We start from the raw sequence: 14,701 nt of genomic DNA on the forward strand, positions 1-14,701 counted from the left end.
TCCTCGCATGCTTCCGTTCTCGGCGGGGCGGGCATGACGCTCTGGAACAACCCGGCTGTCGATCGCGCTACGGGCGGCAACGACTTTTCCTTCGCTGATCTGCGCAAGCGGCCGATGTCGATCTATGTCGTGGTCAATGCCGATGACATCCGCACCCTGGCACCGCTTGTGCGGCTCTTCTTCGGCGAACTCATCGCCACGATGCGCGCCACGATGCCTTCGCCCAAGACCGAGCCCTGGCCCGTGATGGTGCTGCTTGACGAATTCGACCAGCTTGGCCCGATGCCGATCGTCGAACAGGCCCTCAAGCAGCTTGCAGGACACGGGGCGCGGGTCTCGATCATTACCCAGTCGATCCCCGGCCTCGACAACATCTACGGCGAGAATGTCCGCCTGTCGCTTGAAGCCGCCGCCGGGATGAAGCTTTATCTCGCCGCCAACGACAAGAAGACCGCCGGAGAGATTTCCGATGCGCTCGGCAAGACCACCAAGCTTGCGGTTTCCGACAGCCTGTCGCGGGATCGGGATTTCGTGCAGCGCCGGTCGGTCAGCCGCCGCATGGAAGAGCGCCCGCTTCTGACCCCGGACGAAGTGCGCCGCCTGAGCCCGGATCAAGCCATCCTGATCCCCGAGCGGCAGAACCCGCTTCTGGTCAGCCGCATCGTCTATTTCGAGGATCCGACGTTTCTGTCGCTCTTCAACGCGCAAACCGGCCCCCTGCCCTACCCCTCGCGCGAAAGCGCCAAGGTGCTCGGGCTTGTCGAGCGCATGGAGGCGCTCGAACGTCGGCTCGCAGGTTTCGGCAAGATCGATTATCCCACTGCTCCCGAACCAGCGCCGCCCGCAGCAGTTCCGAAAGTCGCAGAGAAGATTGCTTCAGGGGGAACGGGCAAAACCAAGGATATCACCGCCGAGATCGGGCTCGAAGCTCTGACGCCATCGCAGGAAAACGCATTGGCGCGGATGGCGAAGTTTTCGAAGCGGATTTCCGAAATGACCGGGTGAGGCTGGCGCCGCCCGCCATGATCAGGCAATCTGACCGGGTTCCTTTTGTCCAGGTGTCCGATGGCGCCCGTTTTCAGATCGAGACTCGACCTGCTGATTGAAAAGGCCATGACTTCGGATCGCCCTCCGATCCTGAGGGACCGGGTCCGTATAGGTGCTCAGGATGATCGAGAGTTGCTTGGGCCCGAGAGTCTGACCTTCCAGGCGATCTGGTTCCCTTATCTGCCAGCTTCTGGAGTGGCACGCGCCACCGGGGGCAATCCCGCCCGCCTCGATGTCGAATTCTGGCTGCGTTCGATGTGTGCCACCCGGCGCGAAGGCGTCTATCGACCGCTCAGACCCCTTGCCCGCTGGCTTGCCCGCGAGCGGATCGCTCTTTGTTTTATGGAACGAACCATCGCAAAGAGCGATCCTCCCACTGACGACCCGGCGCCGCCACCGGCCCCGTTGCATCCCGGTCCTTTGAAGCGGCGTGCCGCCAGGGTCCGGGGTGGGTTGCGCATTGTGCACGCCCTTGGCTCCATATTCATTGAATTTCACAGCCAGCACAAGACGGTTGCGGCGAGCATGATGGCAAAGAAGAACGTTTCCGAACACCGGTCATATCGTGTGGCGACGCGCCGCCAATCCTTCAGGCGGCCGAGCATGATCTCGATGCGGTTGCGCCGTTTGTAGCGCAGCTTGTCGTATTTCACGGCCTTACTGCAACCACCACGCGCTGCGGTTAGTGACGGAGCCTCTTTGGCAAAGGAATCCTCCCGAGCGGCTTGTGGCGAGTCAGTTGATGTGGCATGAAGCGTTGACGTTGTGCACAAGGGGGAAACAGCCTTTGAGTGAAGATTTGGTCTCAGGTTCGCCCCGGCCGCTGGGGCGTTACGAATACCGCCGCCTCGGTGCGACTACGCTGGGACAGCTCAAGCGCGCCAAGCTTTTGCGGAGGCCTGTGCTGCCCGAGCACGCTCAGCGGAAGCCTGATGGTATAATCTACCTGCCTCTTGGAGGCATCAAGGCGGTGGTGGAGATTAAGCAACCTGCGGAAATGAAGACCCAGCATGTACCCGGTCTCATAAAGACCTATGCGCCCATTGCCGTGGGTGCCTCGTGCAAGGTCTTGATCCTCACCGACAGCAAGCGTTCGATCTGGGTTAACGCTCTGACTGGGAACCCGATTCTTGACGAGGCCGGGAACCCCGTGACGACCCTGGTTGACCCTGTGCAGATCGAATCCTCCAAGATCGCCCCGGAAGCAGCGCGCAAGATCGTCGATCTGCTCGAGACAGCGGATCATAGTATTTCGGAGACCAACGATCAGTTCAAGCCAATCCGAGTGATTGATCCGACACCACTCGCCCGCACGGTGTGGCAGAAAATCTGGATTAATACGGGCAAGGAGCCCGAAAAATGCCTTTACAATGTCGTCGAGATATTAGTTTTTAAGTTTCTTAGCGACCTAGGAGTTTTGACTGGAAACTACACATTTAAAAGAGTTGTAGAAATTATCGCGCCTGGAGGAAAGGAGCGCGAGGAGGAAGCGCTTGATCATTACGCAAAGGTGATCCGCGACCGTATAAGGGTTCTTTTTCCAAAAGGAACTGACAACACAACCATCATCAACGGCACCATCTTTGTAAATGAGGCAGGTCAACCGAACCTTTCTCAGGCCGGCCTGTTCGGTGAAGTAATTCGTGCTTTTCAAGCATTCGACGACGAGCACGGATCACTCCGCTACATCGACCGCAGCTTCAAGACGAGACTGTACGAGAGCTTTCTTCGCCAATCCGCAGGAGTGAAAGCGCTCGGCCAATACTTCACGCCACGCAACGTCGTCCAGAGCATGGTTCGAATATCGGACGCTTCCAGGTTGAAAGCCGGTGACGGCCTATGCGACCCATTCTGCGGCGTGGGTGGGTTCATCCTGGAAGCGATCGCAGAAAACCCGAACCTTCAAAAGGAATTCGAGCCGAAAGATGGAAAGGTCAGCCCGACAATCGCGTTTCGCGGCTATGATAAAGGGACCGATGAGAAGGACGATGAAAGGACCATCATATTGGCGAAGGCCAATATGTTGGTTTATCTGTCCGACCTTCTAGCGCAGTATCCTTCAGAAGCGCATATGCGAGAATTCTCAGGTGCCTTCAACAATGTCTTCCGCCTCCTACGCACCAACTTGGGCACATTCGGCCAAGTTGATCCAGAGGAACGTTACGACTTAATCCTTACAAACCCGCCATACGTTACCAGTGGAACCTCGAGTCTTCACAATGCGATCAAAAGTCAGGATCTCGGGAATCACTACGCTGTCGGGGGTCGCGGCACTGAATCTCTCGCTATCCAGTGGATAGTTGAGCATTTGAAGCACAACGGGCAGGCTTTCATCGTTGCTCCAGATGGCCTCCTCAATCAGTCGACGATGACTGACTACATAAAATCAACCTGCCAAGTTTTGGCCGTTATTGCGCTGCCGAGTCGAACATTCTACTCGACTCCTAAAAAGACCTACATTCTTGCAATCCGGCGAAAGGTCGACGGCGAGGCAACGCAAGCCACCCCAGTCTTTACCTACTTGGTGTCGGAGATAGGAGAATCGCGGGACGCCCGGCGAGTACGCATAACGGAGAATGATCTCAGTACCATGGAACTGGCGTACCAATACTTCCGGGCCGCTCCCGACAAGTTCTCCTCCGCTGACCCGCGCTGCAAGATCTTGCCATGGAGAAATTTTGACGACCTTAGGACATGGCTCATTGATCGGCTCTGGACACATGAAGAGAAGGTCGCGCTTGGTATTGCCGAAGAGGTCTTTGAGGTGGACAGTGACACCATGGCAAAGATGATCGACGAGGCTAGTGCGGCACTCGATGCGCTGCGGGCTGCCCTCAAATGACTGACTACACCGAAGTCGCGTTAGAAGACATGTTCCGCCTCGTGCAGGGCAAGCCGCGTCACACATTAGGCAAGATAGAGGAAGCTCCAGGACCTTATCCGGTTTACTCGGCGTCTCTTCTTAAGCCCTTCGGCCACATCGCAACTTACGATCACGAAGGACCGCTTCTTACCTGGGTAATGAATGGCTATGGCGGCCGCATGCAGGAGGTAAGCGGATTCTTCTCGGCGACGCGTGATCGTGGAATCCTGCTAAGTAAGGAGGGAGTGCAGGCGCCCGACCTTACTTACGTTCGGCTAGCGGCCGAACCGCAGCTCGTTGCCGCCGCTGTCGGCCGGGTCGTTGACGGCCGACGAAACAACTACACAAAGCTCTACCCCGATGACGCTGGCAAGGTGACATTTCCTGTCCCAGTGGCAACCGATGGCTCGATCGATTACACGGCAATGGCAACTATCGGTGAAAAGTTGCGCAGGATTGAAGCCGCGCGAACGGCGGTCGCAGCCGCATCGGACCAACTCCAGCGGGCGGTCATTTCGACCGGAGCAACCGGGCCCACGAAAGTGGTACGCCTTGGTGACGCGTCACTTTTCGCGATCTCGATTGGCGACCGCGTTCTCGTCGCCGAGCACGTGGCAACAGGCATCCCCGCATATAGCGCAAACGCACTCGTTCCTTTCGGCCACGTGACAAAATCCAACCTAGACGACTTCAATAAACCATCAATATTATGGGGAATCGATGGTATTTTCGATATTAACCTAGTTCGTGCCGGCGAGGTATTCGCGACAACCGATCACTGCGGTCGGTTGCAAGTTGTCGATGACACAATAGATCCCGAATACGTCTATTGGCATCTCAAGGCGACCCGGGAGCGCTACGGCTTTGACCGTGTATTTCGGGCGAGTTTGACAAATGTCAGGGCTGAGGTGGAAGTTACGGTACCTATCGATGTGCATACCGGAGCTTTCGATATTGAAGCCCAGCGCATCTTGTCGGCACGAATGCGCGCTCTGGATCAAGCTCGCCTTGCCGCTGACGCGGCACTCGGGGATCTAGGTAGGGGACGCATCCGCGTGGAAGATCTCAGTCTTTAGCCGATGGCCGGTTTACAGTAGGGCTTCGCTTCCATCGTCGATATCCGCTTTGTCACCAGCACGACCAGGCAGCATTGCCTAAGCCAAAAATATCCGCCGATTGTGCGCCACAAATATCACTTAGCGCTTGGTGCCCGCTCCACTCGCGATGACAACTCAGCTCCACGGCCCCCCCGACGGAAAGCCGACATTGGGGTCTGCTGCCGGACGGTGCTAAATCCTACGCTAAGCCGATAAGACGCGCCTTCCGTGGTCCCTGAGGTTTCCGTTGGCATCGACGTAGCGATAGAGGGTCACCGGTTTGATGCCCAGCTGGGCCGCGAGGGCGGCGACTGAGGTGTCCCTGTTTGACATGGCCGCTTGGGCCAGGCGGACCTGAGCCTTGGTCAGTGCGAACTTCCGCCCGCCTTTTCGACCGCGCGCCCGGGCGGCTGCGAGACCTGCCATGGTGCGTTCCCGGATCAGGTCGCGCTCGAACTCCGCCAGGGTCGCGAAGATGCCGAAGATCATGCGACCGGCCGAGGTGGTGGTGTCGATTTCAGCGCCTTGACCAGTCAGCACGCGCAGGCCGATGCCGCGATCCGACAGGTCGCGCACGGTGTTGACCAAGTGGGTCAGCGTGCGCCCGAGCCTGTCCAGCTTCCAGACCACGAGAACATCCCCTTCCCGCAATGACCGCAGGCAGGCCTCCAGTCCTGGGCGATCATCGCGTGCGCCGGATGCCTGATCTTCGTAAATGCGTTCCGCGGGCACTCCTGCGGCGATCAGGGCGTCGCGCTGGAGATCCAGAGACTGCGACCCGTCAGCCTTGGAGATGCGTGCGTAGCCGATCAACATGTTTCACAAACGTTCGTTTGAGGTGCTTTCGTGCGTGTGACCTGCCCCCCGGAAGTTCCCTCGGCGTGATGTAGAGTCTGCCCAACTTGAAGGAGCAGACGAGATGAGGAAAAGCCGTTTCACCGAGGCTCAGATTATCGGGATGATCAAAGAGCAGGAGGCGGGTTTGCCGACCTCCGAGCTTTGCCGGAAGCACGGTTTGAGCCCTGCGACGTTTTACAAGCTGAAGGCCAAGTATGGCGGGATGGACCTTTCGGACGCCAATCGGCTCAAGCAGCTCGAGGCTGAGAACGCAAAGCTGAAGCGCCTCGTGGCCGATGTTATGCTGGACAATGTTGTGCTGAAGGATCTGCTGGGAAAGCCTTGACGACGCCGATGCAACGGCGGGACGCGGTGCTGCGGGCGATGAAGGGTCATCCGATCTCTCAGCGCCGGGTCTGCGTCTTGATCGGTGTCGATCCGAAGACGGTGCGGCGAAAGAGGCCGCCCGATAACCCGGAAATCCGTGAGGCGATGCACGAGATCGTCGAGAAGCGCCGTCGCTTTGGCTATCGGCGCGTCGGCATCCTGCTGGAGCGCAAAGGCATGATCATGAACGAAAAGAAGCTCTACCGGATCTATCGGGAAGAAGGTTTGTCGGTGCGCCGCAGGCGTGGCCGCAAACGGGCGCGGGGCAGTCGAACGCCGATGCCGGTGCCGCTGCGGCCCAACCAGCGCTGGTCGCTGGACTTCCTGTCCGATACGTTCGGGGCCTGCCGCAAGTTCCGCATCCTGGCCGTGAACGATGATTGCTGCCGCGAAAACCTTGGCTTGATTGCTGACACCAGCATCTCCGGCGCACGGGTCGCTCGGGAACTGGACGCCTTGGTCCGGATCTATGGAAAACCCGCCTGCATAGTTTCTGACAATGGCACCGAGTTCACCAGCAAGGCTATCCTGAAATGGGCGAACGACAACAAGGTCGAATGGCACTACATCGACCCGGGCAAGCCGCAGCAGAACGGTTTCATCGAGAGCTTCAACGGCAGCCTGCGCGACGAATGCCTCAACGAGGAGATCTTCGACAGCCTCGCCGATGCCCGCCGCACCCTGGCCCTGTGGCGCTACGACTACAACCACGTCAGGCCTCATTCCTCGCTGGGCAATCAAACCCCGGCAGAAGCGCGCCGGGCGCTTGAGCAATCTGAGGGCTCCGCGCCCGGCGCGCTTGCCCAACCCAAAACCGACCACTATCAACCCACAGGACTCTCGTTATGAACGAGGGACGACCGGGGGGCAGGTCACGGCCGGTGCTTTTCGGCATCAACCCTGTTCCTTATCGCATATCTTAAACAGAATATCACAAACTATTCGCGGAAAGAAAAAGATATATGGCACATCGCACAGTTCTGACCGACCGGCAGCGCGCAGCATTGTTCGATCTGCCGACCGTTGAGGCGGAGATGCTGCATCATTACACGCTGTCGGACGATGACCTGGAAATCATCCGCGCCCGACGCCGTCCACACAACCGTTTCGGCTTTGCTCTGCAACTGTGTGCCTTGCGATATCCCGGTCGTCTGCTGACACCCGGTGAAGTCATTCCCTTGGCAGTTACGCGCTTTCTGGCCGCGCAGGTTGGCCTGAAGCCTGATGATCTGGCCGGTTACGCGACCCGTGAAGAGACCCGCCATGAACATCTGGCGACGCTCAGAGAGCAGTATGGCTACAGGATGTTTTCTGGGAGAGGGGCGCGCGACCTGAAGGGCTGGCTGCAGGATGCGGCCGAGGGTGCCCGTTCCAATGACGATCTGGCACGGCGCTTTGTCGAGCAGTGCCGGGCGACCCGAACCATACTGCCTGGCGTCACGATCATCGAGCGCATATGCGCGGACGCGCTTGTGGCTGCTGAGCGGCGGATCGAGGCCCGGATCGCGGAGCGGCTGGACGATGCCATGAGGACCCGCCTCGATGCCTTGCTGACAGAAGACGCTGGCGGATCGGTCACGCGGTTTGTCTGGCTGCGTCAATTCGAGGCCGGGCAGAACTCGGCCGACATGAACCGTCTTCTGGATCGGCTGGAATTCCTGCACCGCCTTGGGCTGACCGAGACGGTTCTGGCTGGGGTGCCGCCGCACCGGATTGCCCGACTTCGCAGGCAGGGAGAGCGATACTTCGCGGGCGATTTGCGAGACATTTCCGGTGATCGCCGTCTCGCCATCCTTGCCGTCTGCGTACTGGAATGGCGCAGCGCCCTTGCCGACGCCATTGTGGAGACCCATGACCGGATCGTCGGCAAGACCTGGCGCGAGGCGAAGTCCCGATGTGACGCTCGTGCGGAAGATGCCAAGGCAGCGCTGAAGGACACCTTGCAGTCCTTCGCCACCCTCGGTTCGGCGCTGCTGGAAGCCCATGAAGATCGCGCCTCGCTCGAGGAGGCTGTCGACAATGCCGGTGGCTGGTTGTCCCTCAAGGGGCTGGTCGCGACAACGGCCCAGTTGACAGACACCCTGGCCGCCGACCCTTTGGCGCATGTCGGACATTGGTATCATCGCTTCCGCCGCTACGCACCGCGCATGCTGCGGACGCTCGACATTCGCGCCGCGCCCGCGGCGGAACCGCTGCTGGCGGCGAGCACAATCATCGCGGGCACGGAGACGACGGAGATCCTGCCGCTGACGTTTCTGCGTCGGGGGTCGAAGTGGTTGCGGCACCTGAACGCGGATGGCGGCGATGCAGGCCGTCTGTGGGAAGTCGCGGTTCTGTTCCATCTGCGGGAATCCTTCCGCTCGGGCGATGTGTGGCTCGCCCATTCACGGCGGTTTGGCGACCTGAAGGAGGCACTTGTTCCGGCAGAGGTTGCCCGCACCACGCCGAAGCTGGCCATGCCGTTTGAGCCCGATACCTGGCTCGCCGACCGCAAGGCACGAATGTCCGACGCCCTGCGTCGCTTGGCGCGGGCTGCAAAGGCCGGGGCCATTCCGGGCGGGTCGATCGAAGATGGTGTGCTGAAGATCGACCGCCTGACCGCCGCTGTTCCCGAAGAAGCCGAAGCCATGGTCCTCGACCTCTACAAGCGCCTGCCGGAAATCAGGGGCACGGATCTCTTGCTGGAAGTGGATGACGAGGTCGGGTTCACCGAAGCCTTCACGCATCTGCATACGGGTGTGCCTTGCAAGGACAGGATCGGCCTCTTGAACGTGCTGCTTGCCGAGGGACTGAACCTCGGCCTCAGCAAGATGGCAGGGGCTACCAACACCCATGATTACTTCCAGCTCTCCCGCCTGTCGCGATGGCATGTCGAAGGCGAGGCCATGTCGCGCGCACTGGCAAAGGTGATCGAGGCGCAGTCCGCGCTGCCGATGGCACGGTTCTGGGGTGCCGGACAAACGGCATCGAGTGATGGGCAATTCTTCCCGACGACACGACAAGGCGAGGCGATGAACCTCATCAACGCCAAATACGGCCAAGAGCCCGGGCTGAAGGCCTACACCCATGTGTCCGACCAGTTCGGCCCCTTCGCCACCCAGACCATCCCGGCCACCGTGAACGAAGCGCCCTACATTCTGGATGGCCTGCTGATGACGGGCGCGGGCCAGAATATCCGAGAACAGTATGCCGACACGGGCGGCTTCACCGACCATGTCTTCGCGGTCACCGCCCTCTTGGGCTTCCAGTTCATCCCCCGCATCAGGGACCTGCCATCGAAGCGCCTCTATCTCTTCGACCCGGCGGCCTGCCCCAAAGAGCTGAAGGGGCTGATCGGCGGCAAGATCAAGGAACGCCTCATCACGGCAAACTGGCCCGACATCCTGCGCAGCGCCGCCACCATGGTCGCGGGCGTCATGCCGCCAAGCCAATTGTTGCGTAAATTCGCATCCTATCCCCGACAGCACGAGCTGGCCTTGGCCTTGCGCGAAATCGGACGTGTCGAGCGCACGCTCTTCATCATCGACTGGCTGCTCGATGCCGACATGCAGCGCCGCGCACAGATCGGGCTGAACAAAGGCGAGGCTCATCACGCTCTGAAAAACGCCCTACGCATCGGCCGCCAAGGGGAAATCCGCGACCGGTCCGCCGAGGGGCAGCACTTCCGCATGGCAGGCCTCAATCTGCTCGCCGCCATCATCATCTACTGGAACACCAAACAGCTCGGGCAGGCAGTCACAAGCCGCCATCGCGCCGGTCTCGACTGTTCACCCAGCCTTCTGGCTCACATCTCGCCCCTCGGATGGGCGCACATCTTACTCACAGGGGAGTACAGGTGGCCGAAAAGAGCTTAGCGTAGGATTTAGCACCGTCCGGCAGCAGACCCCACATTGCTTTTCATTTGCGTCGCAAGCATTGCTGCGATGATTGCAGACGCAGTCTAAGCCGTTGCGAGGAAAATAGGTCGCGACGCCGCAAGCGTCTTAATCACATGGATGAGAACAAAGACTTGGTGGGTCTGTGTGAAGGACTCAGCGACGCACTCATGGCGGTCCCCGTTGCGGTCCAGCAGGACAAGGGATTTTTGGCCGGATGACCTTTGGCCGTTGATTGGTATCAGCGCGCCGATATCGTCGTCGGGCGTGTAGACAGGCTTCCAGTCGTGAATGCCGAAAACTTTTGTGAAGCTTTCAGACTGAACAGGGCGTCGCAGGGTGGCTCGGAAGCCATCGCCCTCAACGAATTCGGGCATGTTCAGCACCACGACTGCGCAGGCGCGATGATTTTTGGAAACGTACTGGCGCACGCACGCATAAATCGACGCGTCGAACTTCTTCGATAGCTTGACCGGCGTCCAGATGCTGAACTTTTCGCCCTCGGCTATGTCGCGAAAGCTGTCGAGCTGGAACAGGACTTCGGCAGCGAAGACGTTGGCTTCGCGATCAAAAAGTTCAGCCGCATCGGGATCCAGAGCATTTTCACAGTCCTCGACCAAAGCGTACATGGGACGTTGCCAGGGCATGAAGCCGTGTCCGGACTCGTGCAGCCGCACGAAGCGCTTTTTCACCGCCATCATTGCTTGATCCAGGAAGAGCAGACCGGCGCTGGCGTGGAAAAGGCCCATAACTTTGCCCACAGCCCGCTTGAGGGCACCGCCCGCCTGCTCAGCGCTTGACCGAAGCTTGTCGATGAAGCTTGGGTTAAGGACGTCTTCCTTAACCTCTTCGACCTTCGCAACGGTCATTATCGCTTCAACGGGCGTCGGGAAAACCCCGAGCGCACCCGCTTCGCGCAGAGCGCGCTCGGCCTCGGCGCGAACGCGGGCGAGCTGACTTGGGGTTAAGCTACAGTCGTCCGGTCGTTGCATGATCAGCCCTTCTTGGTGCGTAGGAATGCGAGATACTCCAATAGGGCGGCTTCCTCATCGGCCGTCAAATTATCAACCGCAAACGTTGCAGCACGCCCATGCTTGACGTCGGCAGGGCGTTGTGCAGACGGCACGATGTAGCCCGCTCTCTCCATCAGCGTCTCGTAAGGGACCGCCAAAGCGGTCGAGAGGGCATATAAAATGTGTGGAGAGGGTTTGGTGATTTTTCCGCTCTCCAATTGGCTCAAGTAGGCATTCGAAATCTCCTTGCCGGTCGCTTCCTCAACGTCGCGTTGCGACATCTGACGATCGGTACGGGCCTTCTTTATGATCTGGCCGAGGTTGGTTGGCCGGACAGTTCGATCAGTTTCACCATCGGTCATGCGGGCTCCTGTGCGCACCGGACTCAAAGTCCAGCGTATGCACTATCACCCGCATTGATAAATTCGTCAAGCGAGCAAAGTAATTGCTTGACATACTTAGCACGCGTTCCCATTTTAGCAACACCGGCGATTGGCCGGAAACGTTGGAGTGTAAAATGACTGAGCTGAGTGAAGACGCAGCGGATCGCGGCAAGCGCCGCCGCATTGAGGTTGCGGACGAAACCCTGACCTACCGAAACGTGTTGGTCGACGACCTGACGCCGACCGGCGCCCAGCTCGCCGCTGCGGCTGGCTTCAAGCCGAAGCAGCACGCCGTTGTGCTGCAGGTGCTTGCTAACGGCGAGCTTGAGGACGTTCGTCTGACCGAGGCCGTGGACCTGACGCGTGACGGTGGCCGGTTCGTGATCGTCGAGACTGATCGCGACTACTTCATCACGATCGACGGTCAGCGCTTCCAGTGGCCGTGCCGCATTGTCTCGGGCGCCATCGTTCGCAAGCTCGGTCAGCTGCCTGTCGGCGTCACGGTCTACCTCGAGCGCGTTGATGAAGCCGATCGCGAGATCGGAGATCAGGACCTGGTCGATCTGGACGGGCGCGGGGTCGAAGCTTTCGTAGGCCGGAAGCCGTCCTGGAAGCTCAATATTCAGGGTGTGACCATCGAGTCCGAAACACCGACCATCGTCGTGAGTGACGCGATGATCAAGGCCGGCTTCGATGTCGCCCAGAGCTGGCACATCTTCTTGAAGGTGGCGGGTCAGGCGAAGCGCGAAGTCGCGTTGACCGACGTTGTCGATCTGCGCACCCCGGGCATTGAGAAGATCCGGCTGACACCCAAGGAAGTGAACAACGGGGAGGCGCATCCGGCGCCTCGCCGGGACTTCGACGTGCTGGAGGCGGACGAAACCTATCTCGATTGCATCGGCTATAAGTGGGAGACAGTGAATGACGGGGGGAGGCGTTGGCTTGTCATCAACAACTATCCCGTTCCGACCGGCTTCAGCGTTGCTCAGACGCGCCTTGCCCTTGAGATCCCGCCGACTTACCCGGCTGCCCAGATCGATATGTTTTACACCTATCCGCCGCTGGCGCTCGTGTCGGGCCGCGCAATCGACTGCACTCACATTCCGGCGACGATTCTGGGCGTGCCCTACAATGGCTGGTCGCGCCACCGTGGGCCGGGTTCGGAGTGGAATCCTTCGTCCGACAATGTCGTCACGCATCTGGCGCTCGTCGAATCGGCGCTCGGAAAGGAGGTCGGGGAATGATGCCAAACTGGACGCTCAGCTTCGCCGGAGCGACGCTTAATTGCGTCCGTCGGCATCTCTTCCCTGGTGATGGCTGTGAGGCAGCGGCAATCCTTGTCTGCGCCCGCGTGCCGGGCCCTCGTCAGCGCTTGCTCGTCCGCAAGGCTGTCCTCGTGCCTCATGAGGACTGCGCGCTGCGTGAACCTGACCGCATCGTTTGGCCTGGTATCTGGATCGAAGAAGCGATCGATCTGGCAGAGGCGGAGAATCTGTCCCTCATCTTGATCCATTCCCATCCTGGCGGCCTGTTCGATTTCTCCGAAGCCGACGACCAAAGCGACGCTCGGGTGATCCCTGGCCTGTTTGAGGCCCTCGGCTCGCTCCACGGTTCCGCCATCATGATCCCGGATGGGCGGGTGCGCGGGCGCCTGTACGCCCAGGACGGAACGTGTTGGCCAATCAATCTCGTGTCGGTGATCGGTGATGACATCGATCTAACATGGGCTGGCGAGCATCTACCGTCCAAAGTCACTGATCGGCCCGTCGCATTCACAAGCCGTATGACCCGCGAGCTGGGGCGCCTGCGTGCTGTCGTGATCGGGGTTTCGGGCACTGGCTCGATCATAGGTGAACAAGCCGCCCGTCTGGGCTTCGGCAGAGTTGACCTGATCGACTTCGATCGCATCGAACTTCACAATTTGAATCGTATTTTGAACGCCACCAAGGCCGATGCCGAGGAGCGTCGACTCAAGGTCGAAATGTTCGCTTCCGCCGTCGCCAGTCATCGCGGCGAAGGTGTCGCGATGGCCATACCGGCATCGATCACGAGCCGGGAGGCGGTGCTGTCTGCCAGTCAGGCCGATGTGCTGTTCTGCTGCGTTGATACGCTTGAAGCTCGCCAGATGGCGGACTTCATCGCTCAAGCGTTCTTGCTTCCACTCTTCGACATGGGCGTGGTGATCCCACTCCGCAAAGCTGCACGAGGAATGGCGATCGCAGATGTATGCGGTCGGGTGGATTACGTTCAGCCAGGCGGTTCCACGCTGCGGGATCGTGAAGTGTACTCTCCCGCCAGCTTACGCGCGGAGTACCTGCGCCGCACTGCTCCTAGCGCGCACCAACACGAACTCGAAGCGGGTTATATCAAAGGCATGATCGAAGAGGCCCCGTCAGTGATTACGCTTAATATGCGGGTCGCGACGGCAGCGATGAATGAGTTCATTGCGCGGGCTTACCCTTTCCGCTTGGACCCCAACGGGAATTATGCCCGCACAGAGTTCAGCTTGGCTGCGGGCGAAGAAGAGTTCACTGCGGAAGCAGCATTTCCCAGATCCGATCTTGGCCTCTTAGCGCGCGGTGATCTGGAGCCGCTGCTTGGCCTTCCACTACTTAAGCCGCGGAGGGCGGATTGATGATGGTCATTCGGAAGTGGTGCCGCGACGTTTGGGCACGGTTCGGACCCGGGCGGCGATTGATCATAATCGAAGGGGACAGTCTGCCTCAATCCATGCCGCGCCGTGATCTCGTGCTGGCGCGCGAAGACGACGAGGACTGGTGCGTCGGAATGCGCTGCCCTTGTGGTTGCGGTGACATAATCGAACTCCTAATCATCGCCGAGGCCAAGCCTCGCTGGGACATTAGCGCTGATCGAGAGTACAGGCCGACTTTGTCGCCCTCCGTGTGGCGCAAGACTGGATGCGGGTCGCACTTTTGGGTGCGGCGGGGGAGGGTTCAGTGGTGCGATTGACTTCGGCGCAAGAGCTCCCTCCTAGCCGAAATCCACCGATCACCGCATGATTGATAATATATCGCTTTATATCATAGGGTTATGATGATCTCGCAGCGCCAATCTTCGTCGCGCGCTGCCCGCCAAACCCGCAGATTTCCTTCTATGACCCGATATTGCGCCGATCATCGCGCACTGTCTTGCAGCATACCTTTTTCGGCAAGATACCCGCAGCCCCCCCCCCCGACGG

At 59.6% G+C, this 14,701-nt stretch carries 11 protein-coding genes and 1 pseudogene; 8 read left to right on the forward strand and 4 right to left on the reverse strand.

Annotated features, from left to right (window positions below):
• A partial coding sequence (locus FBT96_RS15320) for a type IV secretory system conjugative DNA transfer family protein (protein ID WP_169583505.1) occupies positions 1-1,005 on the forward strand: 1,005 nt, incomplete at its 5' end.
• Positions 1,006-1,541: 536 nt separating this feature from the next.
• On the opposite strand, the pseudogene FBT96_RS15325 reads toward FBT96_RS15320, so the two are convergent.
• A pseudogene (locus tag FBT96_RS15325) lies at positions 1,542-1,706 on the reverse strand (IS5/IS1182 family transposase); the annotation flags it as partial.
• A gap of 128 nt (positions 1,707-1,834) precedes the next feature.
• On the opposite strand from FBT96_RS15325, the gene FBT96_RS15330 reads away from it, so the two are divergent.
• Both FBT96_RS15330 and FBT96_RS15335 read left to right on the forward strand, forming a co-directional pair.
• A complete protein-coding gene (locus FBT96_RS15330) occupies positions 1,835-3,889 on the forward strand; it encodes an HsdM family class I SAM-dependent methyltransferase (RefSeq protein ID WP_136908142.1) in 2,055 nt (684 codons plus the stop codon).
• Positions 3,886-4,986 (forward strand): restriction endonuclease subunit S domain-containing protein, encoded by a 1,101-nt coding sequence (locus FBT96_RS15335; RefSeq protein WP_136908144.1) that lies wholly within the window; start codon positions 3,886-3,888, stop codon positions 4,984-4,986. Before FBT96_RS15330 ends, FBT96_RS15335 begins: the two co-directional genes overlap by 4 nt.
• A 225-nt stretch (positions 4,987-5,211) precedes the next feature.
• Here FBT96_RS15335 and FBT96_RS15340 read toward each other — a convergent pair whose 3' ends face one another.
• The gene (locus tag FBT96_RS15340) at positions 5,212-5,823 is read right to left on the reverse strand and encodes a recombinase family protein (RefSeq protein ID WP_136908146.1); all 612 of its coding nucleotides are present in this window, start codon (positions 5,821-5,823) and stop codon (positions 5,212-5,214) included.
• Positions 5,824-5,926: 103 nt separating this feature from the next.
• Here FBT96_RS15340 and FBT96_RS15345 point away from each other — a divergent pair.
• Together FBT96_RS15345 and FBT96_RS15350 are read left to right on the forward strand one after the other, a co-directional pair.
• Positions 5,927-7,080 (forward strand): IS3 family transposase gene (locus FBT96_RS15345; RefSeq protein WP_136908148.1). Its coding sequence is split into 2 segments (ribosomal slippage): positions 5,927-6,176 and positions 6,176-7,080, totalling 1,155 coding nucleotides; the frame shifts between segments, so codons are not numbered across the junction.
• 113 nt (positions 7,081-7,193) lie between these two features.
• Positions 7,194-10,085, forward strand: coding sequence for a Tn3 family transposase (locus FBT96_RS15350; protein WP_136908150.1), 2,892 nt, complete (start codon positions 7,194-7,196; stop codon positions 10,083-10,085).
• Positions 10,086-10,171: 86 nt separating this feature from the next.
• On the opposite strand, the gene FBT96_RS15355 is transcribed toward FBT96_RS15350, so the two are convergent.
• On the reverse strand, positions 10,172-11,098 hold the full coding sequence (locus FBT96_RS15355; RefSeq protein ID WP_136908152.1) for an ImmA/IrrE family metallo-endopeptidase: 927 nt from the start codon (positions 11,096-11,098) through the stop codon (positions 10,172-10,174).
• 2 nt (positions 11,099-11,100) lie between these two features.
• Entirely contained in the window at positions 11,101-11,481 is a 381-nt protein-coding gene (locus FBT96_RS15360) for a helix-turn-helix domain-containing protein (protein WP_136908154.1), read from the reverse strand.
• Positions 11,482-11,636: 155 nt separating this feature from the next.
• Between FBT96_RS15360 and FBT96_RS15365 the strand changes: the two genes are divergently transcribed.
• From FBT96_RS15365 to FBT96_RS21650, 3 genes are all read left to right on the forward strand, one after another.
• Positions 11,637-12,746 carry a multiubiquitin domain-containing protein gene (locus tag FBT96_RS15365; RefSeq protein WP_136908156.1) on the forward strand — a complete coding sequence of 370 codons (1,110 nt, stop codon included), beginning with the start codon at positions 11,637-11,639 and terminating at the stop codon, positions 12,744-12,746.
• Positions 12,743-14,137, forward strand: a complete 1,395-nt coding sequence (locus tag FBT96_RS15370) for a ThiF family adenylyltransferase (protein WP_136908158.1) — start codon at positions 12,743-12,745, stop codon at positions 14,135-14,137. Before FBT96_RS15365 ends, FBT96_RS15370 begins: the two co-directional genes overlap by 4 nt.
• A gap of 152 nt (positions 14,138-14,289) precedes the next feature.
• Positions 14,290-14,472, forward strand: coding sequence for a DUF6527 family protein (locus FBT96_RS21650; RefSeq protein ID WP_394347678.1), 183 nt, complete (start codon positions 14,290-14,292; stop codon positions 14,470-14,472).
• Positions 14,473-14,701 lie beyond the last annotated feature (229 nt).

The sequence above is a fragment of the Rhodobacter capsulatus genome (assembly GCF_005144475.1).
Taxonomy (GTDB): Bacteria; Pseudomonadota; Alphaproteobacteria; order Rhodobacterales; family Rhodobacteraceae; genus Rhodobacter; species Rhodobacter capsulatus_C.